The following is a 22,084-nucleotide window of genomic DNA, read 5'->3' as shown; positions in this document are numbered from 1 at the left end:
CATCGGCGTAGTACGCGCGTAGTACATTGACGGTGTGGCCGATGTCCCCGTCCGTGAGCTGAACCAAGACACCGCTCGCGTCCTCGCTCGTGTGAAGGCCGGCGAGCACGTCGCGGTGACCGAGCGGGGCCGCGTCATCGCCCACCTCGTCCCGGCGGCCCCGTCCGCGCTCGCGGACCTCGTCGCCGCCGGCCGGGTCCTCGCGCCCACCTCGAGCGGTCCGCCGCCCCGACCCCGCGGCCCCGTCCGCACCGAGCAGGAGGCCGGAGCGCTCCTCGAGCAGCTCCGGGACGACGAGCGCGCGTAGTGATCTACCTCGACACCGCGGCGCTCGTGAAGCTGGTGCGCCGCGAACCCGAGTCGGACGCCCTGGCGGGGTGGCTCGACGAGCGCACCGACGTGCCGTGGGTGACGTCGGTGCTCGCCGAGGTGGAGCTGGGGAGGGCGTTGCGCCGGACCGAGCCCGACCTCCTCAGCGCCGTACCGGCCGTGCTGGCACGGCTCTACCGCTGCGAGATCGACGCCTCCGTGCGGACCACCGCGGCCGCCTTCACCGACCCGACGCTCCGCACGCTCGACGCCATCCACCTCGCCACGGCGCTCGTCGTGCCCGGTGAGGAGCTCACGGCGTTCCTCACCTACGACCAGCGGCTGCTCGCGGCCGCCCGGGAGCGCGGCGTGCCGACGCAGGCACCGGGCCCGACCGCGTGGTGAGTCCGTCCCGCGACCGACGTCACTGTCCACTCGGGCAGGGTCACACCCCTCTGCGCTGGCAGGACCCGGCGGGCTCCTCGCACCATCGGGCATCGAACTACGGAGGTAGCTGATGGACGACCAGGAGCGCTACGCCCGCTTCCTCTCCGCCCTGGGATTCCGTGCCGGCGTGGGCACCGCGCCCGAGGGTGTGGACCTCACCGACCTCGACGGCGAGCCCGTCGAGCCCGCGGTGCGCCTGCACGTCTGCGCGCAGCGGCTGGCCGAGCACGTGCGGGACGAGGACGGCCTCGTCCCGAGTGCGCGGGAGTCGCTGGACGAGGAGCCGGACGAGCTCGACGACCCCGAGGCCGCCCGCCTGCAGACCCTGCTGGCCCAGATCGAGGAGGCGATCCTCGTCCGCGAGCCGGGCCACGACCACCTCGTCCTCGTCGACGGCGGCGTGCGCGCGGTGTCGTCGTCCGAGGTCGGCTGAGCCGGGCGGGTACCCCGCTCGCCGCGCGGGGTCGTGTCGGTGGCGGCGCGCCGTAACCTGGGTCGGTGGAGGACGACGGCGCCGCCACCCTGCGGGAGCCGGACGAGGGCGAGGCCGCCCTCGTGGATCCGGTCGCCGCCGGTCGCCTCGCCCTGGCGCGGGGCGCCTTCGCCGAGGCCCGCCGCCTGTTCGAGGCGGCCCGGGATGCCGCGGGTGCCCCCGCGCTGGAGGGGCTGAGCTGGGCGGCCTGGTGGTTGGCCGACGACGTGGCGATGTTCGATCTCCGCGAGCGGGCCTACCTCGCCTATCGCACCGAGGGCGACGTCCGCGGGGCCGCCCGCATGGCGACCTGGCTCGGCACCGACCACGTGGACTTCCGGGGCGAGGCGGCGGTCGCCCAGGGGTGGTACGGCCGGGCGCGTCGGCTGCTGGAGGATCTGGCCCCGTGCGAGGAGCACGGCTGGTTGCTCGTGCACGAGGCGGAGAAGCGCCTCTTCGCCAACGACACGGAGGCCGCGCGCGGTCTCGGGGCCCGGGCCGCCGAGATCGGTCGCGCCGGGCGAGCGGTCGACCTGGAGATGATGGGGCTCGCCACGGAAGGGCTGGCCCTGGTCACCGTCGGGGAGCTCGACGCCGGCATGTCCCGCCTGGACCAGGCCGTCGCCGCCGCGGTCGGCGGCGAGTTCGCGGAGAAGTGGGCGATGGTCTGGTGCTGCTGCTACATGCTCAACGCGTGCGAACGGGTCCGCGACTACGACCGCGCCGGGCAGTGGTGCCGCCGCATCGAGGAGCTGACCGCGCAGGCCCGGATGCAGATGCTGAACCTGGCCTGCCGGGCCTACCACGGCGGGGTGCACATCCACCGCGGCGCCTGGGCCGAGGCCGAGCGCACCCTCGTCGACGCGGCCGCCCAGCTCGCCGCGATCCGGCCGCCGATGGTGGCCGAGGCGACCGTCCGCCTCGGTGAGCTGCGACGCCGTCAAGGCCGGCTCGACGAGGCGGCGTCAATCTTCGCGGAGCTCGAGGGGCACGGGCTCGCCCTGCTCGGGACGGCCGAGCTGTGTCTCGATCGTGACGACCCCGCCGGCGCGCGTGATCGTGCCGCGCAGTACCTGCGCGACATCCCGTCCCACATCGGGACGCTCCGGGCGGGTGGCCTGGAGCTGCTGGTGCGCGCCCACGTCGCGCTCGGCGAGCCGGACACGGCCCGCGCCGCGGCGGACGAGCTGGCCCTCATCGCCGACGGGGTCGGCACCGACTCGCTGCGGGCGACGGCCCGCGTCGCCGTGGGCTCGGTGGCCGCCGCCACGGGTGACGCGGGGCTCGCCCGCGTCGCGTTCGAGGACGCGACGCGACTGTTCCACCGGTGCGAGGCGCCTTTCGAGGCGGGACGGGCGCGGATCGAGCTCGCCCGCGTGCTCGCCGGGCTGGGCCGACCCCGGCACGCGCTGCGCGAGCTGCGGGCCGCCGCGGCCACCCTGCGCCGGATCGGCGCCGTGCGCGAGGCCGACCGGGCCGACCGGCTGGCCGGTGACCTCGAGCCCGTGCGCGTCCCTACGCTGAGCCGGCGGGAGTGCGAGGTGCTGCGGCTGGTGGCCGACGGCTACGGGGACCGCGCGATCGCGGCGACCCTGGTGCTCAGCGAACACACCGTGCACCGGCACGTGGCGAACATCCTCGGCAAGCTCGGCTGCCCGTCCCGATCGGCCGCCGTCGCCGAGGCGCTGCGCACCGGCCTGCTCTGACCCCGCCCGTATGGCCGGTTCCGGCCACGCTGTCCGATCCGGCGGATGGCCCGCGCGTGCGATGTCCGGAGCGCTCGACCGGATCACCCTGGGACCTCCGACGAGGAGGCCGAGGATGGCACAGACGATCGAGACCGGGCTGGAGATCCTGCACCCCGGCGGTGAGGCCTACGACGAGGCGCGCACGCTGTTCAACGCGATGATCGACAAGCGGCCCGCCGCGATCGCGCGGTGCTCGAGCGCCGCCGACGTCGCCGCGGCGCTGCGGTACGGGCGCGAGCGCGGACTGGAGATCGCCGTCCGGTCCGGGGGTCACTCGGTGGGCGGGATGTCGGTGTGCGACGGCGGACTGGTGATCGACACCCGGCCGATGCACGCGGTCACGGTCGATCCCGAGCAGCGGCTCGCCCGGGTCGGGGGCGGCTGCTCGTGGGGCCAGGTCGACCGCGCCACCCAGGAGCACGGCCTGGCGACCACCGGCGGTCGCGTGTCCACCACCGGCGTGGCCGGGCTGACGCTGGGCGGCGGCTCCGGCTGGTTGGAACGGCGGCACGGCCTGGCCTGCGACAACCTGGTCTCGGTGGACCTGGTCACCGCCGACGGGTCCGTCGTCACCGCGAGCGCCGACGAGCACCCGGACCTCTTCTGGGGGCTGCACGGTGCCGGCGGCAACTTCGGCGTCGCGACCGCCTTCACCTTCCGGCTGCACCCGGTCGGTCCACAGGTCCTCGCCGGGCTGCTGCTCTTCCCCGCGTCCCGCGGCGACGACCTGCTGCGCCTGCTGCGCGAGGTGGTGCCGGAGGCGCCCGAGGAGTTCGGTCCCGCCGTCCTCTACGTCCGGGTGCCGCCCGAGGAGGTGCTGCCCGCGGAGCTGCACGGCCGGCTGGTCGCCGCGCTGGCGGTGTGTCACGTGGGGCCGGTCGCCGAGGGCGAGCGCATCCTGGCGCCTTTCCGCGCGCTCGGCCCGCTGGCCGACCTCGTGGAGCCGATGGCGTACGCCGACTTCCAGTGCATGCTCGACGACCCGCCCGGGATGCGGAACTGGTGGACCGCGGAGTACCTGCACGTCGTCCCCGACGAGGCCATCGACGTCCTGCACCGGTACTCGCTGAACGCACCGGCCGCCTCGCAGTCGGCGGTCATTCCGTGGGGCGGGGCCGTCGCGCGGGTCGGGGAGGACGAGACGCCGCTCGCCCAGCGCGACGCGACCTGGGTGGTGCACCCGTTCGGTCTGTGGGAGGACCCGGCGGACGACGACGCGGTGATGGGCTGGGCCCGCGGGTTGCGCGACGACGTCCGCCGCTTCTCCTCGGGCGGGGTCTACCTGAACTTCATCGGCGACGAGGGGCAGGACCGGGTGCGTGCCGCCTTCGGTGAGCGCAAGTACCGGCGGTTGGTGGAGGTCAAGCGGCGCTACGACCCCGAGAACGTCTTCCGCGGCAACCAGAACATCCCGCCGACCGCGGACCGGTAGGACCCCGTCGGTCTCCTCCACGCCACCAGCGCCGTCGGCGCGGCGGCGACCGACGCCGTCGGACCCTCCCCCTACCGTGTCCCTCGTAGGGGGAGGGAGGTTGGTGTGCCGCCACCGCACCGGGTGCCCGCGGACATGTTCCGCTTCACCGTCGCCGACCACGCGGAGCTGTACTCGGCGATCCTGGCCGCCTTCGCCGGTGCCAACGAGCGGCTGGAGACCGCGCTCGGGCTCGACGCCGTCCGCGAGCGGCTCTCTGCTCCGGGGTGGCTCGACCCGCTCTCCGACGACGACCTCACGGCCGCCCTCGGGCGCCTGGTGTCGTGGCAGCTGCTCGACGTCGTGCAGGACAACACCGGCAACTACCGCACCGCCGCCGACTACGAGCGGCGGAATCTCCAGTACTCGCTGACCCGGCGCGGCGAGGCGGCCTTCGCCGGCGTGCAGCACGCGCTGGCCACCCTGGCGTCCACCGGCGCCCTGCAGACCGCCGTGCTCGACGCCATCGCCGACCGTCTGGCCGAGCTGACGACGCTGCTCGCCGACCCGGCCTCGTCCGACCGGCGCGTGTTCACGGCGCTCTCGGAGCTCGAGGGCCACCTCGATGCCCTGCGCAACAACACCAAGCAGTTCAACGGCGAGCTCCAGCGCCTGCTGCGCGCCGAGAGCACCGACACCGCCACGTTCTCCGACGTCAAGGCCGCCACCGTGGCCTACCTCGAGGAGTTCCTCACCGACCTCGACCACCGCGCCCACGTCATCGCCGTCGGCGTCGCGCGGGTGGAGTCCCATGGTGTCGCCGTCCTGCACCAGCGGGCCCTCGGGGGTGCCGAGCTCCCGTCGCATCACGGCACCGACCCGGCGCCGGCGTGGCTGGAGCACCGGCAGGTGCGCTGGGAGGGCCTGCAGGCGTGGTTCCGGCCCGCCGACGGGTCGGCCCCGCGGGTGGAGCACCTGCACACGGTGGCCCGCCGGGCGGTGGTGACGCTGCTGCAGGCGCTCGACCGCATGACCGAGTCGCGCCGCCGGGCGAGCAGCGCGGTGGCCGACTTCCGCGAGCTGGCCCGCTGGTTCGCCGCCGCCCCCACCGACGCCGACCTGCACCGGCTGTGGGCTCTGGCCACCGGCTCGGCACCGGCCCGCCACGCGCACCTCCACCACGCCGACCCCGAGCTCGTCGCCCCTGGCACGACCTGGTCGCAGGCCCCGTCGGTGCCGGTCTCGGCGCTGATGCGCACCTCGGGACGCACCGAGCGGTTCACCCGCACCGGACGGGTCCGCGACGTCGCCGCGCTGCGCGCCGAGCGTGCGGCCCGCGCCGCGGCCGAGCGGGCCGAGCTGGAGGAGGCGTGGCGCCGGCTCGACACGGGCGGCCCGGTGCGCCTCTCGGCGCTCGGCGAGCTCGAGCACGACGCCTTCGCACGCCTGCTCGACCTGGTCGGGCGCGCCTTCCACGCCGCCCCGCGCGACGGCCGGCGCCGGGCGGTCACCGCCGACGGTCGGGTGGAGATCGTGCTGTGGGCTCCGGACGACGCCGGCGAGGTCGTCCTGTCCACGCCGCGCGGCACCCTGCGGGGACGTGACCTCGTCGTCGACGTCCGCGTCGCCGGTGCTCCGCAGCGGGCCGCGGCGGTGGTCCGGTGAACGCCCCGGCTCGCCCCGACAAGGCCGACCTGGCCAATCAGCTGGTGCGCGCCGAGAAGGACGAGGTCGCCCGCGGCATCCGGCGGCTGCTCGGCACCCCGATCGTCCACGAGGCCCACGACCCCGAGGCATTCGCGCTGTTGCGCGCCCGCCGCGATCCCCTGGCCAAGTGGTTCGAGTACTACTGCGGCTGGACGCTGACCGTGGAGCCGCGGCTGGGCTACGCCCGGCTGGCCAAGGTGCGCGCCGACGCCGACGGCCGCCGCCCGGCGCGCCGTGAGCGCAGCGGCCGGGCCCCGTTCGACCGTCGGCGCTACACGCTGCTCTGCGTCGTCGCCGCGGAGCTGCTCGCCACGCCAATCACCACCATCGGGCTGCTGGCCACGCGCGTCGAGCGGGCCACCGCGGTCGACCCGGTGGTGCCCGACTTCGACACCGCCAAGCGCTCCGAGCGGCTCGCCTACGTCGACGTGCTGCGCCACCTCGAGCGGATGCGCGCCCTGGAGGTGCAGGACGGCAGCACCGAGGCCTATGTCGAGTCGGCGGAGGCCAAGGTGCTCTACCGGGTGGACGCCACGCTGCTGCTGCGGCTGCTGGCCGGGCCCACCGGCCCGTCGGCGATCGCGCCGCCGCCGGAGGAGATCGGCGAGCGGTTCGACGCCCTGCTCACCCGGTTGACCCACGAGCCGCGCTACGGCGGCGGCGACCGCAGCGAGGCCCAGCACACGCTGCGGCTGCGCCACGCGGTGTTCCGCCGGCTGCTCGACGACCCGGTGGTCCACCGCGACGAGCTCACCGACGCCGAGCTCGGCTACCTCACCTCCCCCACCGGGCGACGCCTGCTGCGCGACGCGGCCGAGCAGGCGGGGATGGTCATTGAGGAACGCGCCGAGGGGTGGCTGCTGGTCGACCCCGACGGCGTCGCCACCGACACCCGCTTCCCCGACGAGGGGCACGCCGGGGTGGCCGCGCTCGTGCTGCTCGACGTCCTGCTCGCCGCGCCGGGCGGGCTCACCGACGAGCAGCTGGTGGTGGAGGCCGAGGGCGTGCTGCGGCGCGAGCCGCGCTGGGCCCAGGCCTACCGCACCGACGACGGCGCCGCCCGGCTGGCCGCCGACGCCGTCGAGGTGCTCGCGTCGTTCGGCCTCGCCCGCCGCGAGCACGGACTCGTCGAGGCCCGGCCCGCCGCTGCCCGCTACGCCCTCACCGGCGTCACCACCCGCTCCCCGGGGAAGGACCCGCGATGACCGTCACCGCGCTGCCCCGCCCGGCGCACTCCACCGCCGGGGGCACGGCCCGCTGGCGGCCCACCCGCGCCGGCCTGCTCAACGTGTGGCGCTACTACGACGAGGTCCTCGAGTTCGCCGGCGGGCGGCTGCTGCTGCGCGGGGCGAACGGCTCGGGCAAGTCGAAGGCCCTCGAGCTGCTCCTGCCGTTCCTGCTCGACGCGAACCTGCGCGCGCAGCGGCTGTCGACCTTCGGTACCGGCGAGCGGACCATGCACTGGAACCTCATGGGCCAGGGCGCGAGCGGCACGACGCGGGTCGGGTACGTGTGGGTGGAGTTCGGCGCCGACGAGCGCGACGACGAGGGGGCCGGCTGGTTCACCGCGGGTGCCCGCCTGCAGGCCAGCGCCCACTCCAGCGGGGTCCACGCCGACTACTTCACCACCGATCAGCGGGTCGGGCACGACCTCGCGCTCACCACCGACAACGGCACCCCGCTGACCCGCGTCCAGCTCGACGAGGCGCTGGCCGGGCGCGGCACCCGCCACGAGCACGGGCACGATCACCGCCGCGCGGTGCGGCAGGCCCTGTTCCCGGGGATGGCCGAGCAGCGCTACGACGCCCTGATCACCGCACTGCTGCAGCTGCGGACCCCGAAGCTCTCCCAGCGCCTCGACCCGGCGCTGCTCTCCACGCTGCTCTCCCGAGCCCTCCCGCCGCTGGGCGAGGGCGAGGTGGCCGACCTCGCGGAGGGCTTCGAGCGGCTCGACCGCCAGCGCGAGCACCTGGCCCGGCTCGACGCGGAGGCCGCCGCGGCGCGCCGGCTGGCCGAGCAGCAGCGCTCGTACGCGCGGCGGGTGCTGCGGGCCCGCGCCGGCTCCGTGGTCCGGGCGACGTCGGACATGGACGGTCGCACCCGCACGGCCCGGCTGTCCGAGCAGCGCCACGCCGAGGCTCTCGCCGAACGCGACGCCGCCGAGGAGCGCGCCCGCGAGCTCGCCGAGCGCACCGAGACGCTCGAGGCCCGGCTCGAGGCGCTGCGCGACAGCGACGCGTACCGCGAGGGCGTGGTGCTCGAGGAGCTGCGGGCGCGGCTCGACGACACCCGCCGGGCCCTGGCCACGTCCCGCGCCGCCCACGAGGTGGCCACCGGCCTCGCGGACGCCGACGCCACGCAGGTCGAGACCGCCCGCGAGCACGCGCGGACCGCCGACGCGCTCGGCGCCACCCGGCTGGAGGAGACCCGGCGCGCGGCCCGCGACGCCGGCCTGGCCACCACCCTCACCCAGGTCGAGGCGGGCGGCGGGCGGGGCCTGCTGCAGGGCGCGGTGGAGAGCCGCCGCCACCTCATCGGCGAGGTGCGCGGCCACCTCGACACCTGGGACCGCGCCGTGGCCGTGCGAGCCGACCGGGAGGCCGACCTCGACCAGGCCCGCGCCGCGCTCGCCGAGGCCACCACGGCCCGCGCCGACGCCGAGGAACGCGCCGAGGCGGCCCTGTCGGCGCAGGCGTCCCGGCTCGAGTCGTGGCTGCGCCGGGCCCGCGAGCTCGGTGGCCCGGAGACGGTCGAGGGCCTGATCGACACCGTGCTCGCCGACGTGGCCTCGGAGGCGGCCGTGGTCGCCGCGGTGGAGGCGGCCGCGGGCGCCGTACGCCGCGAGCTCGACCGCGCCGAGGCCACCGGAGCCGCCGATCGCGACCGCGTCGCCGCCGAGCGCCGGCGGGTGCAGGACGAGCACGACCGGGTGGCCGGCGAGCGCGAGATCGCCCCGACCCCGCCGGCGACCCGCACGGCCGACCGCGCCGGACGTCCCGGGGCGCCGCTCTGGCAGCTCGTCGCCTTCGCCGACGGCGTGGACGAGCGCACCGCCGCGGCCGTGGAGGCCGCGCTGCAGGCCGCGGGCCTGCTCGACGCCTGGGTCACCCCGTCCGGCCGCCTCGAGGATCACGCCGGCCACGACACCCTCGTCACCGAGCTCGCCCCCGCGCCCGGGGCGTCGCTGCTCGAGGTGGTCGTGCCCGACCCCGACGCCGCCACTGACGCAGCGGCCGTGGTCGACCCGGAGGTGCTGCGTCGGGTCCTCGGCGGCGTCGCCTACGGCGACGACCTCGACGCCCATCCCGCCGTCGTCACCCCCGACGGGCGGTTCCGCCTCGCCTCGCTCGTCGGCAGCTGGTCGAAGGACGAGGCCGAGCACGTCGGGGCGCGGGCCCGGGAGCGGGCGCGCGCGCGGCGACTCGCCGAGCTCACCCGCGAGCTCGCCGAGCTGGACCGGATGCTGGCCGACCGCGACGCCGAGCTGGCCCGGCTCGAGCGGCGCCGCGGCCGGCTCGACGCCGACCTCGCCGGCCGTCCCGACCACCGCGAGCTCGACGCCGCCCACGACGCCCGCCGCCACGCCGACGCCGCCGTCGCCGCGGCCGACCGGGCCGTCCGTCGCGGCGTCGACCGCCGCGCCGAGGCCGAGGCCACCGTCGCGGCGGCCTTGCGGGCCCTGACCGCGCACGCCGCCGAGCACGGGCTGCCCGCCGAGCGCGGTGCGCTCGACCAGCTCACCCGGGCCCTCGAGACCTTCGCCCACCTCGCCCTGCTGTGGCTCGACGCGGAGGCCGCGGCCCGGCACGCCCGGGAGCGGGCGGAGCAGGCCGGCGAGGCGGCGCGGCGTTCGGCCGACGCCGCCGAGCAGCGGGCCGGGGAGGTCGAGACGGCGCAAGCCGAGGAGCGCCGGCTCGCCGAGCGGGTGCAGACCGTGCAGGCCACGGTCGGCGCCGACTACCAGGAGGTCCTCGCCGCGATCGCGGCGACGCGGGAGGAGGTCGGCGGCTCCCGACGCGAGGCGGCGACGGTGGCGGCGCGGCGCCGCGAGCTCGAGGGACGCATCGGCGAGCTCTCCGCCACCCGCGCGCACGACCGGGAGCGTCAGGAGGAGGCGGTCGCCGCCCGCGACGCCGCGGCGGAGGGCTTCCGAGCGGTGTGGCACCTGGGGCTGCCGGCCGACGCGGGGGTCACCGAGACGGAGCTCGCCGGCCCGGGGACCAAGGCCACCCTCGAGCTCGCGCGCGCCATCGCCGGGTCGTGGCCCGACGTCCGGCACGAGCCGCGGCACATCGCCGACGCCCTCGGCCGGCTGCAGCAGACGCTCCACGAGTCCCGGGAATCGCTCGGCGCCCGTGCCGACCTCGTGCTCGAGACCGAGGACGACGTCCAGGTGCTGCGGGCGGTGCTCAACGGCCGCGCGGTCGGCGCCCGGGCGCTCGCCGAGGCGATCGGCGCCGAGGCCGAGCGCAGCCGCCACGACATCACCGAGGCCGAGCGGGACCTGTTCGACACCACCCTCACCGGCGAGACCCGCCGGCACCTCGCGGCGCGGATCCGCGAGGCCGACGCCCTGGTCCGCTCGATGAACGAGCGGCTCGGCGGCGTGCGGACCGCCTCCGACGTCGCGGTGCGCCTGCGGTGGACGGTGGCCGACGACGTCGCTCCCGGCACGCGGGTGGCGCGCGACCTGCTCCTGCGCGATCCGGTGCGTCTGACCGACGACGACCGGGCGGCGCTGCACCGCTTCTTCCGCGACCGCATCGACGCCGCGCGCGCCGAGGGCACCGCCGGCAGCTGGGAGCAGCAGCTCGCCGAGGTGTTCGACTACACCCGCTGGCACCAGTTCGTCGTCGAGCTCGACCGTGGCGACGGGGCGTGGCAGAAGCTCACGCGCAAGCTGCACGGCGCGCTCTCCGGCGGCGAGAAGGCGATCGCGCTGCACCTGCCCCTGTTCGCCGCCGTGTCCGCCTACTACGAGTCGGTGCCGGGCTCGCCGCGGCTGATCCTGCTCGACGAGGTGTTCGTCGGCGTCGACGAGATCAACCGCGGCCAGGTGTTCGGGCTGCTCGCCGCGCTCGACCTCGACCTCGTGCTCACCTCCGATCACGAGTGGTGCCTCTACCGCGAGATCGACGCGATCGCCGTCCACCAGCTCATCACCGGCATCGACGACACCGACGACGCGGTCACCACCGCCCGCTGGGTGTGGAACGGGCGCGCGCTGGAGGAGGCGTGATGCTCGACCCGGCGCTGCGCCGGCCCGAGTTCGCGGCGTTGTGGGCGGAGGTCCACGAGCGGCTGAGCAGCGGCCGCCCGGTGTCGGCGGTGACGCTCCGGCCGCGCACGCGCGACGAGGAGCTGGCGCTGGCCGGCCTGCTCGACCTGCGGCTGCGTCCCGACCGCGTCTACCGGGTGTCGCTGGCCAAGCTGGACGCGGTCCTGCTCGACGCCGCCGGCCGCGACGCGCGGGCGGTGGTCGCCGAGATCCACGGTCCGCTGCGCGACGACGCCGCCGACCGCGCCCGCGCCGAGGCGGAGCGGGAGGAGGTCCGGGCCCGGGTACGGGACCACCCCGTGGTCGCCGGACAGCCCGCGCTGGCGGAGTGGGCGGCGTCGGTGCGCTTCACCGACGGGTCGACGTCGGCGACCCGGCGGCTGTGGGAGGACGCGCTCGCCGTGCTCGGCGCCCTGCCCGCCGACGGCCGCCCCCTGCCGGTGCTGGCCCAGCAGGTGCTCGGCCGGCCCCACGCGCTCGACGACGGCACCCGGCTGGCGAACCTCGTGCTCCGCGGCCTCGCGGCGATCCACGACGTCGAGGTGCCGGCCACCGCCGAGGCTCGGCACGCGCTGTGGGAGCGCGCCGGCGTCTCGGGCGACCAACTGTCGGTGACGGTACTCGCGGCCGGCCTCCGGCCGGCCGGCACCGACCTCGTGCCGACGCTGCTGCGGGCCTGCGCCGACGCGGGGCACGCGGCCGCGCTCACCCTGGCCCAGCTGCGCACGGTCGGGTCCCTGGAGGTCGGCGGCCCGGTGTTCGCCGTGGAGAACCCCGCGGTGCTCGCGCTGGCCCTCGAGCGCTTCGGCACCGCGTGCCCCCCGCTCGTCTGCACCGCCGGCTGGCCCAACGGCGCCGCGGTCACCCTGCTGCGCCTCCTGCCTCCGGTGCGGTACCACGGCGACCTCGACGGCGAGGGCGTGCGGATCGCGGCTCACCTCGCGACGACCTTCGGAGCCGTGCCCTGGCGGATGACGGCCGACGACTACATGTCCTCGGTGCCGCAGACCGGACCTCCGGTCGGGCGGGTGAGCGAGGCACCGTGGGATCCCGCCCTCGCTCCCGCCCTCGAGGCCCACCGCGTCGCGGTGCACGAGGAACGGGTGGCGGCCACGCTCCTCGACGACATGGCAGCTGTGGCCCGCTGACCCGAGAGAGCACCGATGCGGTCGATGGGACGTGGAAGAGCCGAGGATCCCGACCCCGAGTCCTACGCCGCCGAGATGTCCACCACCGTCGCGTCGGCGCACGTCGCCGGCTCCGGCACGGACTCGCCCATCTCCCGCAGCGCGGCCACGTGCTCGATCATCGCTTCCCACATCAACTGCTCGGTCTCTCCTCGTGTGTCACCGGCAGCGATGACACCGGGCAGGTCGGGCGAGTAGGCGGAGTAGCCCGACGCCTCGTCGCCTTCGAAGACGACCACGTAGCCCTTCACGACCTCTCCCCTCGAAGCCCCGCCTGCTTCAGGATGCTCGCCTCGGTCCTTCGGCTTCAACGTGCGCTCGGCTTCCCCGCGACCGTCACCAGGCCCGACTTCTGCGGGTGAACGTACTGGCGATGCGAACCAGTGGTGCGACGCAGCAACCAACCGTCCCGCTCGAGGGGTCGGATGATCTCCGCGACCTTCAATGGCACGTCCCGGACGGTAGGTCCGCCCGCCGACATCGCCGCCGACGCCATCGTCGTCTGTCCCGGCGTCGGCGTCGCATCGATCGAGATCAACGGCGCCGTCGTCGAGTACGCCGGCGGAGCTTCGCACCAGCACCTCCAGGGCGGGACGAAGCGCGTCGACCCCGTCGAGCAGGCCCTCAAGGCGAAGCACGCGATGCGAAGCCACCTGCACCAGAGCCCGCGGTGGCGGCGCGAGGACCCGCGCACGATCCACCACTCGGTCCTGCCCCACACCGACCTGGCCGACGACTTTGCGACTCCGCAAGGCCCGCGCGAGGCGATCAGCGGGCGGGCCGACATCGCTGCCCGTCGAGCGGCACCAGGTCGCGGTCTACGTCGAGTGCGCCATCCTCCGCGACCTCTGGAACACCAATCCGCCCGGGGTCATCGCCGACTGCCACGACGCGTTCGGCTACAGCCCCCGCGAGGAGAGATCCGGGCTCTCTTCCTGCCAATATGTATAGGAAGAACAAATGGGCTGTCGCCGTGGCCCTCGACATCAAGAATGCGGCGACGGACCGTCTGGCGCGCGAGCTCGCTGCGGCCACCGGCGAGACGATCACCGAGGCGTTGCGACTGGCCGTCGAGAGCGGCTGGCCCGGGTTCGGCAGCGCGGGCGCCAGGACGTCGAGCAGCACACGCTGGCGCAGATCGTGCGTCGCGGACGCGCGCGCGACGCTCGACGAGCGCCCGTCCGAGGAGATCCTCGGGTACGGACCTGACGGCCTCCCGGCGTGAGCCGACCATGATCGTCGACACGTCCGCGGTCGTCGCCGTCGTGCTCGGAGAGCCCGACGCCGAGCGATACGCCGAGGCACTGACGAGACCCGGTCTCCGTCTGCTCTCCGCGGTCAACCTGGTGGAGGCCGGCATCGTGGTCGAGGCGCGCCAAGGCCCCGACGCCGCACGCGACCTGACCCTCCTCCTCGAGACCACCACGGTCACCGTCGAGCCCGTCGACGACGCGCAGGCTCGGCTCGCCGTCGACGCCTGGCGTCGGTTCGGGAAGGGCAGACACCCGGCCGGTCTGAACCTCGGTGACTGTTTCGCCTACGCGCTGGCGAAAGCGTACGGTGACCCCTTGCTGTTCACGGGCAACGACTTCTCCCAGACCGACGTGGCCTCTGTGCTCTGACCCGGTCGGGCAACATTCGTGCCCTCCCCGGCCCAGATCCGTGGAGCGCTGCTCGACACCGTCCACGGTGTGCGGGGCCCACGCCACCGACCCGGACCGCCCGGCGTCGTCCCGAGAAGCTGCGCGCCGACAAGGGAAGGTCTACCCCCGTTGCCCTCGCTACTTGCACCGGGCCGGGATCAAGGTTCGCTCCCTCCGGCCACTACTGCTCCTCGCCGTCTCGGTCGTCACCTCCGCCACCTCGTCACCCGCTCCGGCCCGTGAGAGGGGATCTCACCGAGTGTCGTGCGTGCACGGTCAACGCGGCCTCCTCGACGGCGCGCGCCACGCTCGCTGAGTCCGGGTCCCAGTCGAGCAGCAGCATTCGGGGCCAGAGGACGTAGTTCGCGATCATGCCGAGGAATTGGGTGGTCACAAGGTCGGCGTCGTCGAACTGCAGGGTGCCGGCGTGCTGCTCGGCGAGCAGGTGGTCGCGCACCGAGTCGAAGAACGGCATCTTGCCCGAGTTGAAGTGCGCACGGCCGAGTTCGGGGAAGCGCGGGAGCTCCGCGATGACGATGCGGAACAGGTCGGCCATGCCGGGACGGGTCAAGAGAGCCGCATAACGGGTGCCGAGCGTCGACAGAGCGGTTAGGGGGTCGCCGGGCACGGGAGGGGCCTGCTCGTCGTCGGTGGCCCACGAGCTGGTCACCATGGCGCTGAACAGCTCGGCCTTGGTCGGGAACTGCTTGAAGAGCGTGGCGCGCGAGACTCCCGCCTCTGCCGCGACCTTCGCGAGCGAGGTGCCGCCGTAGCCGAGATCGAGGAAGAGCCTGCGAGCAGCACCCAGCAGCGCCTCCCGGTTCCTCAAGGCCAGGTCGCGGTGATAGCGCGCCGCGCCCGATGCGGCCCAAGCCGACTCGTTCCCGTCCATCGCGGACCATCCTGCCGGACCTCGCTCCACGAGGCGAGCCGCTTGACTCACTTCTCCCTCGGTGGTTATCTCGGTCGCAAGGTGAGCGGCTCGACTCACCTCAGGGCAAGGAGGGGGCCATGGGACGGTTCGACGGCCAGACAGTGTTCGTGACCGGCGCCACCGGCGGGATGGGGCGTAGCCACGCGCAGACGTTCCACCGCGAGGGCGCCGCCGTGGTGGTCGCTGCGCGTGACGAAGCGGCCGGGATCGCGCTGGCCGAGCAGCTCGGGGAGAGAGCCCTCGCGGTCCCACTCGACGTGACCGATGAGCAGCAATGGGCGGCGGCGGTCACCGCGGCCGAGCAGCAATTCGGGCCGATTTCGATCCTGATCGCCAATGCCGGGATTCAGCACCCGCCGACGCTGATCGAGAACGCCGACCGCAGCCTGTGGGACACCGTCACCGCCGTGAACGTCACGGGCACCGCGCTCGGTATCCGAGCAGTCGCACCGTCGATGCGCCGCGGCGGCGGCGGCGTGATCGTCACCGTTGCCTCGACGATGGCCCACGGTGGTACGGCTGCTTTCGGACCATACGTCGCCTCGAAGTGGGCCGTGCGCGGACTGACCCGAACCGCGGCGCTGGAGCTGGGACGCGACGGTATCCGCGTGGTGTCGCTGACCCCGGGCGTGGTGGCCACACCGTTGATCACCGAGCCGCTCGCCGAGGGAGTACCGGCCATCGCCGAGGTCTTCGACCCCGAGCCGTTCGCCGTCCCGCGGAAAGGTGAGCCGCACGAGATCAGCCGCGCACTCCTGTTCCTCACCTCCCCCGACACCGCCTTCATCACCGGCTCGGAGCTCGTGATCGACGGCGGGCTGCTGCTTGGCCCAGCACTGCCGGCCTGAGCCCTCGCGCGGAAGCCGCACCCCCTGCCTCACTTTCTGGGACCAGGTCTTAGGCCGCATCGAGCGCACCCGCGTTCAGAACTTGCTGGGGCATGGGCCGCTGCAGGCGCCACGTTATCGAGATCGGGCGCTCGCCGTGATGCTCCACGACGCTCGCGATGCCGAGGCAGACGAACGGCGCCCCTCCCCCGAACTCGTCGCTTCGCGCAGCTCGGGTGAACAGCAGGACCCGGCTCGTGCCGCCGATGTAGCGACGGCCGGCCGCCGAGTTGAGAGTGGTGGAATTCTGCGACTCCCAGTGGAAGAGCTCGGCGGAGATCGGATAGTCGCGGTAGCGCGTGGAGGGGGCGAACTCCTTGTCCTCCTTGTGGAGGGTCACCAGCAGCGCGTCCACGTTCGTCGCCTCGCTGTACACGACGCCCGCTGCCTGGCCGCGGGTTTTGCGCGTGCCGTCGGCCCAGCCGATGCCGGCGAGGATCTCGTCGCGGCGGTAGGTGCAGTGCGAGCGGAGCTCGACCCCCGGAATGCCGAGGTCCCCCGGCACGACACGAGCCTCGTCGGCGCCGAGCCGCATCAACGTCATCGCTTCGCGAACGAAAGCGGGGTGCTCCCGCAGCGTCGTCAGCGCGTCCTCGATCAAGGCGTGACCGCCGAGGTCGGGCCAGATCGTGTAGACGAGCATGTGGGCGAGCACGCGCTCGCGCGCCGTCAGATCGGCGAGGCGCGGCCCGTCGGGGAGCATCAGGCGCAAGTAGGTTGAGGCGCGCTCGAGGTCGTCGACGTGCACCAGGCTGCCGACCCGTCGCAGCAGCTCGTCCTCCCGCGGCCCTGGCTCGGCGGTCGGGAAGCCGGCGTCGCGGCGCAGCGCCGTCCAGCTCTCGCCCGCGCGCCCGTAGACGTCCGAGAGCTCGTGGCCGCTCTCCCGCAGGTAGGCGAGGAGCGACAGGTCGCCGTGCGAGCGGACGTCGTCCACGAGCGCCTTCCGGCCCCCGCGCAGTCCCTGCCTCACGTTGGCGAGCACGACCTCCTGGGCCACGCGGTCCAGCAGCAGCCGGCTCCCCGACGGCAGGTAGGGGAACCCGTGCTCGATGTCCCGGACGAGGCCGGCTCGGGTCGAGCCGGTCAGCGCGCGGTAGCGGAGGTCGAAGCGGAACTCGCGACGATGCTGGCCGATGAAGTCGAGCACCGTCAGGACGGCCTTCTCCGGCGCGCGCCGCAGGCCGCGGCCGAGTTGCTGCAAGAAGATCGTCGCGCTCTGGGTGGGCCGCAGGAAGAGCACGGTGTCGACGGTTGGGAGGTCGACGCCCTCGTTGTAGAGGTCGACGGTGAAGAGGCAGGCCACGTCGCCTCGACGCAGGTCGGTAGCAGCCTGGTCCCGGTTGACCGTCGGCGTCTGCCCGGTGACGGCGCGCGACGGGATGCCGGCCTCGCTGAACGTCGCCGCCATGTACTCGGCGTGCGCGACGGAGACACAGAAGCCAAGGGCGCGCATGCCGCGAGGGTCGGTGACGCGGTCAGCGAGTGCGTTGAGGACGAGCCGCGTGCGGGCGGCGTTGCCGGTGTAGAGCTCGTCGAGTGCCTCGACGTCGTAGGAGCCCCGCTTCCACTCGATGCTCGACAAGTCGGTGTTGTCGGCAATCCCGAAGTAGTGGAACGGGCAGAGCAGGTCCTGCTCGAGGGCCTCGCCGAGCCCGATCTCGACGGCGGTGCGGCCGTCGAAGAAATCGCGCACATCAAGGCCGTCAGTACGGTCGGGCGTGGCGGTGAGCCCGAGGAGCTCGTCGACGACGAGGCGCTGCAGCAGCGCGCGGTAGGACGGCGCCTCGGCGTGGTGGAACTCGTCGATGACGGCGACGTCGTAGGCACCGAGGTCGACCTCGCGCAACGACTGCACCGACGCGAACACGTGCCGCCACCGCGTCGGGCGCTGGCCGCCGACCAGCAGCTCGCCGAACGTGCCGTCGCCGAGGACCTCGCGGTAGGTGCGCTGCGCCTGTTCGAGCAGCTCCTTGCGGTGGGCGACGAACAGCAAGGAGCGCTCCGCCCCGCCGAGGCGGCGGTAGTCGAGGGCGGCGACGACGGTCTTTCCCGTTCCGGTGGCGGCGACGACGAGGTTGCGGTGCCGGCCGTGCACGGTGCGCTCCGCGTCGAGCGCTTCAAGGATGCGCTCCTGGTGCGGGCGAGGCCGGACCTCGAGCCCGGAGAGGACGAGCGTCGATGACCCGCCGCCGGCCTGGGCGCCGAGGGCGCGGTCGAGGAGGTCGGCGTCGCGGTCGGGGTCGTAGGGACGGAAGTCGGGGTTGTTCCAGTAGGTGTCGAACGTGGCCTCGAACTTGCGGACGAGGGCCGGCGTCGCGACCGAGGACATACGGACGTTCCACTCGAGGCCGTCGACGAGCGCGGATTTCGAGAGGTTGGAGCTGCCGACATATCCGGTGTCGAACCCGGAGTTGCGCCGGAAGAGCCACGCCTTCGCGTGCAGACGGGTGGACTGCTCCTCGTAGCGAATCCTGACCTCGGCGCCGAAGCGGCGGACGAGCTCGTCGACGGCGCGGCGCTCGGTGCCGCCGAGGTAGGTCGTCGTGATCACGCGCAGCCGCTTGCCGCGCGCACGGAGCTCCTCGAGCTCGTCGGTGAGCAGGCGCATCCCGTGGAACTTGACGAACGCGCACAGCAGGTCGACCTGGTCGGCGCTGGCCATCTCGGCGCGGAGCTCGGCCCCGAGCGAGGGCTCGTCGGGCGTGTTGGTGAGCAGCGCGGTCTCCGACAGCGGTGTCGCCGGGCGGATCACCCGGTGCACGCCGGGCGCGACGCTGACGGCGAGGAGCTGCTCGAGAGCGACCACGGCGTCGTCGTCGGACGCCTCGAGGAGCCCGACGACGCTGTTGACGAGCGCTTCCCGCCGGGCATTGTCGGAGTGGTCGCTCAACGTGCGGCGGACGACCTCGGCGACGTGGCGGGCCAGCACCTCGGGGGCCGCGGCGCTGCCGATCTTGTCCCACACCGCTGCGCCGACCGGAAGGGCCTGGAGCCGGCGCTCGAGGCGGGCCGTGCGCAGTGACTCGTACAGCCCGTCGTCGACGCCTCCCGGCACATCTCGAAGCCTGACATGGACCCGAGGTGTCCCTCTCTCGGACCCCGCGCACAACGCCACGGTCGCCTGACATGTGCGCGGCGCACCGCGCCACGTGCAGACCGTGCTATGTCGGAGGTCCCCGGTGAGTGACACGGGCGTGTCAGCATCGATATGCGATCGATACCGTCGCAGCCGCGAGAACAAGGGGGAACGAGTGGCTGTCGAGCCGTCGGACATGACGCCGGACGACCGGCGGTACTGGGACGCGATCGCGGCGTGGAAGGCCAAGCGGTTGCACTCGACGCCGCGGGAGCTGGTCCCGGCGTCGTGGCGCGCGGCAGTGTCGAAGGCGTCGGGCAAGACCCGGGAAGGGGTCGGCGCCGCCGCGCAAAGGATCCCGAACGCCGAGAAGTTCGCCGAGCTGCTGGCCCAGGCGCTGCGGGGGCTGACCGAGGCCGGCGCCCGCGCCGAGGCGGCATCGGTCCGGACGGAGGCGGTCCTCGAGGGCTACCGGAAACAAGGCTTCGCGGTCGAGGAGCTCGGGGACATTCGGAAGCTCGAGTGCAAGGACGTCCAGAAGGTCAAGGCCGCGACTTTGACCTCGCCTACATCGCCGGGGGCGGAGGGCGCGGGCACCGGCTTCATGGCCTCGGGCGCCACGACCCTGGCCGCGGTCGGAGCGGTCGGCACCGGCGGCGTCGCCGCGGCACCGGGTGTGGGCGTCGTCGTGAGCGCCATGGCTGCAGACGCCGCCGCCAACGTCATCGCGACCAACGGCGCGGTCGCCCACATCGCCGCCTATTACGGCTACGACGTCGACGACCCGGCCGAGCGCATCTACGCCCTCGGCGTGATGAACATGGGCCTCGCGGGAGACGCCGGGAAGCTCGTGGCCTACCGCGAGCTCAACAACATCGTCCAGCAGCTCGCGCGGCGACAAGCCTGGAAGCAGCTGAACAAGAACGGCGTGGCCCGGGTCGTGCAGGCGGTCTACAACGTCTTCGGCATGTCGATCATGAAGAAGAAGCTCGCCGCGGCAGTTCCCGTGGTCGGCGTGGCGGTCGGTGCCGGGCTCAACGCCCGCACTCTGGCCCGCGTCGTCGACGACGCCGAGCACCTCTACATGGAGCGCTTCCTCCGCGAGAAGTACGGGTTGCCGCTGACGGACGAAGAAGCTCCTGGTAACGACGAGCTCGTCGAGATCATCGACGCAGAGATCGTCGACGAGGATCGAGCGGACGACGAGCAGTGAGCCAGGTAGACAGTGGCGGAACAGCGGCCGCCGCACCAATCCTTGACGACCCGCGATGTCGGTCCCGCCCGCTACCGTTGGGCCATGACCGCCTCGTTGCCCGGTGAGCGTGAGGACGAGCATTCACTAGCCCAGGGCGCTTCACCCGCGGCGATCCACGCCGCGCTCCTCCCGGCAGACCGCGAGGTCTTCCTCGCGGCCTACGGCGCCGCCCTCGACCGTGCGCGGTCGATGCTCCACCTCGCACCGGTCCACGAGCTCCTCGAGGAATGGCGGCGTCGCGCAATCCTCCAGTCCGATCCCGCAGCCTTCCGCCGCTCGGTTCGCCGTGCGGCAGAGTTCTTCAGCGGCGAACCCGTCCCCGACGACGAGCCCTTCGAGGTCACCCGCGCTCGCGCCGGCATGTAGCCGCCGATGTACCGGGTGGAGACGGTCGGCGAAGACATCGACGCCGCCATCGATGCCCTCCCCCGCGACTTCGTACCCGCGTTCGACGACCTGCGGTCCTCGCTCCAAGAGGCACCGTGGGACATCGGTCGTCCCTACGTCGCGAGCAACCCGCGCGGTTCGCGTACGGCGACGTTCGGGCCGGAGGGTCGCGGCCTCGTCCTCTACGTCGTGCAGGAGCGCGAGCGCGTCGTCGCCCTGTGGCAGGTCACCGTCGCCCCCATCTGACCGGATCGCCATCGGCGTCTGCGACGGTCAACCGCGTCCTTCGGTGATGACCACACGCAAACGCGCAATGCGCACGATCCTCTCGACCTCGCTCAGCTGGCGCGCCTCGCCCAGCGCCTTCTCGCATGCGTCGGCGTGTTCGGGAGACACCGCACGGAGGGGCGTCCACGACCTGACGCGGCGAGTCGTGGCCTCGTCGTGACCCCACCGCGTTGACGCTGCGTCAGCCTCTTCCTTCTGGACTGGTCAAGATGGGGGAGGAAGCGATGAACAGGCTCGACGGCAAGGTCGCGATCGTCACCGGCGGTGAGAGCGGCATCGGGCGAGCGTCGGCGGGGGCGATGGTCGATGAGGGCGCGAAGGTGCACCTCATCGGCCTCGACGCCGACGCGCTGAAGGCCGCGGCGAACGAGCTCGGCGAGGACCGCGCCGGGTTCACGCGCGCCGACGTCACCGACGAGGACGCCGTCCGGGGCGCGGTCGACGAGGCCGTCTCCCGCTTCGGGCGCCTCGACATTGTGTTCAGCAACGCCGGCAACACCGGGGCGGTCGCGCCGATCAGCGACTACCCGTCCGACGAGTTCGCGCGCACGCTGCAGGTCCACGCCCTCGGCGCGTTCCACATGATCAAGCACGCCGCGCCGCACCTCGGCGAGGGCGCGAGCATCATCATCACCTCCAGCGTCGTCGGGCTCATGGGCTTCGAGGGCATCAGCGGCTACATCACGGCGAAGCACGCGCAGGTCGGGATGATGCGGGCCGCGGCGAAGGAGCTCGCGCCGCGGCGCATCCGCGTCAACACGCTGCACCCGGGGCCGACGTCGACGCCGTTCCAGGACTCCATCGAGATGCGCGCGACCGGGCTCTCGCAGGAGGAGGCGGCCGCGGCGTTCGACCAGCTGATCCCCCTCGGCCGGCACGCCACCCCGCAGGAGATCGCGAAGACGGTCCTCTACCTGGCTTCGGACGACAGCGCGTACATGACCGGCGCGACCGTGCCGGTCGAGGGCGGGCTGATGCTCTGACCGCTCCCGAGCTCCCGGCGGCCGCGATCGAGCCGCCGGGAACTCTTCACACCATCCGAAATATCGCATACC

General features: G+C 73.8%; 20 protein-coding genes. 16 read left to right on the top strand and 4 right to left on the bottom strand.

Annotated elements, in window-relative coordinates; all coding sequences use genetic code 11:
• Nucleotides 1–34 precede the first annotated feature (34 nt).
• The 9 genes from C8D89_RS10470 to C8D89_RS10430 all read left to right on the top strand — a co-directional run bounded on the left by C8D89_RS10470 (nt 35) and on the right by C8D89_RS10430 (nt 12,520).
• Nucleotides 35–307 (top strand): type II toxin-antitoxin system Phd/YefM family antitoxin, encoded by a 273-nt coding sequence (locus C8D89_RS10470; protein WP_116708050.1) that lies wholly within the window; start codon nt 35–37, stop codon nt 305–307.
• A complete protein-coding gene (locus tag C8D89_RS10465) occupies nt 307–714 on the top strand; it encodes a type II toxin-antitoxin system VapC family toxin (RefSeq protein WP_116708049.1) in 408 nt (135 codons plus the stop codon). The genes C8D89_RS10470 and C8D89_RS10465 overlap by 1 nt, the downstream gene beginning before the upstream one ends.
• Before the next feature lie 112 nt (nt 715–826).
• A complete protein-coding gene (locus C8D89_RS10460; RefSeq protein WP_116708048.1) occupies nt 827–1,189 on the top strand; it encodes a hypothetical protein in 363 nt (120 codons plus the stop codon).
• A 65-nt stretch (nt 1,190–1,254) separates the two neighbouring features.
• Entirely contained in the window at nt 1,255–2,934 is a 1,680-nt protein-coding gene (locus C8D89_RS30170) for a helix-turn-helix transcriptional regulator (protein WP_116708047.1), read from the top strand.
• A 115-nt stretch (nt 2,935–3,049) separates the two neighbouring features.
• Nucleotides 3,050–4,408, top strand: coding sequence for an FAD-binding oxidoreductase (locus tag C8D89_RS10450; RefSeq protein WP_116708046.1), 1,359 nt, complete (start codon nt 3,050–3,052; stop codon nt 4,406–4,408).
• 135 nt (nt 4,409–4,543) lie between these two features.
• Entirely contained in the window at nt 4,544–6,052 is a 1,509-nt protein-coding gene (locus C8D89_RS10445) for a TIGR02677 family protein (RefSeq protein WP_116708192.1), read from the top strand.
• Nucleotides 6,049–7,299, top strand: coding sequence for a TIGR02678 family protein (locus C8D89_RS10440; protein WP_116708045.1), 1,251 nt, complete (start codon nt 6,049–6,051; stop codon nt 7,297–7,299). The genes C8D89_RS10445 and C8D89_RS10440 overlap by 4 nt, the downstream gene beginning before the upstream one ends.
• Nucleotides 7,296–11,333, top strand: a complete 4,038-nt coding sequence (locus C8D89_RS10435) for a TIGR02680 family protein (RefSeq protein ID WP_116708044.1) — start codon at nt 7,296–7,298, stop codon at nt 11,331–11,333. Before C8D89_RS10440 ends, C8D89_RS10435 begins: the two co-directional genes overlap by 4 nt.
• A complete protein-coding gene (locus tag C8D89_RS10430; RefSeq protein WP_116708191.1) occupies nt 11,333–12,520 on the top strand; it encodes a TIGR02679 family protein in 1,188 nt (395 codons plus the stop codon). Before C8D89_RS10435 ends, C8D89_RS10430 begins: the two co-directional genes overlap by 1 nt.
• Before the next feature lie 62 nt (nt 12,521–12,582).
• Here C8D89_RS10430 and C8D89_RS10425 read toward each other — a convergent pair whose 3' ends face one another.
• Together C8D89_RS10425 and C8D89_RS10420 are read right to left on the bottom strand one after the other, a co-directional pair.
• Nucleotides 12,583–12,798: a type II toxin-antitoxin system HicB family antitoxin gene (locus tag C8D89_RS10425; protein WP_243418022.1), complete on the bottom strand. Its 216-nt coding sequence runs from the start codon at nt 12,796–12,798 to the stop codon at nt 12,583–12,585.
• Nucleotides 12,799–12,866: 68 nt separating this feature from the next.
• Nucleotides 12,867–13,040: a type II toxin-antitoxin system HicA family toxin gene (locus C8D89_RS10420; RefSeq protein ID WP_243418021.1), complete on the bottom strand. Its 174-nt coding sequence runs from the start codon at nt 13,038–13,040 to the stop codon at nt 12,867–12,869.
• A 492-nt stretch (nt 13,041–13,532) separates the two neighbouring features.
• Between C8D89_RS10420 and C8D89_RS10415 the strand changes: the two genes are divergently transcribed.
• Both C8D89_RS10415 and C8D89_RS10410 read left to right on the top strand, forming a co-directional pair.
• A complete protein-coding gene (locus tag C8D89_RS10415) occupies nt 13,533–13,784 on the top strand; it encodes a type II toxin-antitoxin system VapB family antitoxin (RefSeq protein WP_116708189.1) in 252 nt (83 codons plus the stop codon).
• A 7-nt stretch (nt 13,785–13,791) separates the two neighbouring features.
• Nucleotides 13,792–14,181, top strand: a complete 390-nt coding sequence (locus C8D89_RS10410; RefSeq protein ID WP_116708042.1) for a type II toxin-antitoxin system VapC family toxin — start codon at nt 13,792–13,794, stop codon at nt 14,179–14,181.
• Nucleotides 14,182–14,425: 244 nt separating this feature from the next.
• Here the strand turns inward: C8D89_RS10410 and C8D89_RS10405 are convergent, their stop codons facing one another.
• Nucleotides 14,426–15,094: a TetR/AcrR family transcriptional regulator gene (locus tag C8D89_RS10405; protein WP_116708041.1), complete on the bottom strand. Its 669-nt coding sequence runs from the start codon at nt 15,092–15,094 to the stop codon at nt 14,426–14,428.
• 119 nt (nt 15,095–15,213) lie between these two features.
• On the opposite strand from C8D89_RS10405, the gene C8D89_RS10400 reads away from it, so the two are divergent.
• On the top strand, nt 15,214–15,984 hold the full coding sequence (locus tag C8D89_RS10400) for an SDR family NAD(P)-dependent oxidoreductase (RefSeq protein ID WP_116708040.1): 771 nt from the start codon (nt 15,214–15,216) through the stop codon (nt 15,982–15,984).
• A gap of 49 nt (nt 15,985–16,033) precedes the next feature.
• On the opposite strand, the gene C8D89_RS10395 is transcribed toward C8D89_RS10400, so the two are convergent.
• A complete protein-coding gene (locus C8D89_RS10395) occupies nt 16,034–19,078 on the bottom strand; it encodes a DEAD/DEAH box helicase (RefSeq protein ID WP_243417997.1) in 3,045 nt (1,014 codons plus the stop codon).
• Nucleotides 19,079–19,274: 196 nt separating this feature from the next.
• On the opposite strand from C8D89_RS10395, the gene C8D89_RS10390 reads away from it, so the two are divergent.
• The 4 genes from C8D89_RS10390 (at nt 19,275) to C8D89_RS10375 (ending at nt 22,012) form a co-directional block, all read left to right on the top strand.
• Nucleotides 19,275–20,312 (top strand): EcsC family protein, encoded by a 1,038-nt coding sequence (locus C8D89_RS10390; RefSeq protein ID WP_133251870.1) that lies wholly within the window; start codon nt 19,275–19,277, stop codon nt 20,310–20,312.
• An 84-nt stretch (nt 20,313–20,396) separates the two neighbouring features.
• Nucleotides 20,397–20,720: a DUF6247 family protein gene (locus C8D89_RS10385; protein ID WP_116708188.1), complete on the top strand. Its 324-nt coding sequence runs from the start codon at nt 20,397–20,399 to the stop codon at nt 20,718–20,720.
• 6 nt (nt 20,721–20,726) lie between these two features.
• Complete coding sequence (locus tag C8D89_RS10380; protein ID WP_116708037.1) at nt 20,727–20,987, top strand: hypothetical protein; 261 nt, start codon at nt 20,727–20,729, stop codon at nt 20,985–20,987.
• A 266-nt stretch (nt 20,988–21,253) separates the two neighbouring features.
• Complete coding sequence (locus tag C8D89_RS10375; RefSeq protein ID WP_116708036.1) at nt 21,254–22,012, top strand: SDR family NAD(P)-dependent oxidoreductase; 759 nt, start codon at nt 21,254–21,256, stop codon at nt 22,010–22,012.
• Nucleotides 22,013–22,084: the final 72 nt, after the last annotated feature.

Source organism: Actinomycetospora cinnamomea (assembly GCF_003096675.1).
Taxonomy (GTDB): domain Bacteria; phylum Actinomycetota; class Actinomycetes; order Mycobacteriales; family Pseudonocardiaceae; genus Actinomycetospora; species Actinomycetospora cinnamomea.
The sequence above is the reverse complement of the archived record's forward strand: the minus strand, read 5'-3'. Positions and strand labels throughout refer to the sequence as shown.

What these genes read in the sequence shown, in the direction of transcription:
- C8D89_RS10460 (WP_116708048.1), top strand. Translation starts at nt 827, where the DNA reads ATGGACGACCAGGAGCGCTACGCCCGCTTCCTCTCCGCCCTGGGATTC.
- C8D89_RS10450 (WP_116708046.1), top strand. Translation starts at nt 3,050, where the DNA reads ATGGCACAGACGATCGAGACCGGGCTGGAGATCCTGCACCCCGGCGGT.
- C8D89_RS10445 (WP_116708192.1), top strand. Translation starts at nt 4,544, where the DNA reads ATGTTCCGCTTCACCGTCGCCGACCACGCGGAGCTGTACTCGGCGATC.
- C8D89_RS10435 (WP_116708044.1), top strand. Translation starts at nt 7,296, where the DNA reads ATGACCGTCACCGCGCTGCCCCGCCCGGCGCACTCCACCGCCGGGGGC.
- C8D89_RS10430 (WP_116708191.1), top strand. Translation starts at nt 11,333, where the DNA reads ATGCTCGACCCGGCGCTGCGCCGGCCCGAGTTCGCGGCGTTGTGGGCG.
- C8D89_RS10420 (WP_243418021.1), bottom strand. Translation starts at nt 13,040, where the DNA reads ATGTCGGCGGGCGGACCTACCGTCCGGGACGTGCCATTGAAGGTCGCG.
- C8D89_RS10410 (WP_116708042.1), top strand. Translation starts at nt 13,792, where the DNA reads ATGATCGTCGACACGTCCGCGGTCGTCGCCGTCGTGCTCGGAGAGCCC.
- C8D89_RS10405 (WP_116708041.1), bottom strand. Translation starts at nt 15,094, where the DNA reads ATGGACGGGAACGAGTCGGCTTGGGCCGCATCGGGCGCGGCGCGCTAT.
- C8D89_RS10400 (WP_116708040.1), top strand. Translation starts at nt 15,214, where the DNA reads ATGGGACGGTTCGACGGCCAGACAGTGTTCGTGACCGGCGCCACCGGC.
- C8D89_RS10385 (WP_116708188.1), top strand. Translation starts at nt 20,397, where the DNA reads ATGACCGCCTCGTTGCCCGGTGAGCGTGAGGACGAGCATTCACTAGCC.
- C8D89_RS10380 (WP_116708037.1), top strand. Translation starts at nt 20,727, where the DNA reads ATGTACCGGGTGGAGACGGTCGGCGAAGACATCGACGCCGCCATCGAT.
- C8D89_RS10375 (WP_116708036.1), top strand. Translation starts at nt 21,254, where the DNA reads ATGAACAGGCTCGACGGCAAGGTCGCGATCGTCACCGGCGGTGAGAGC.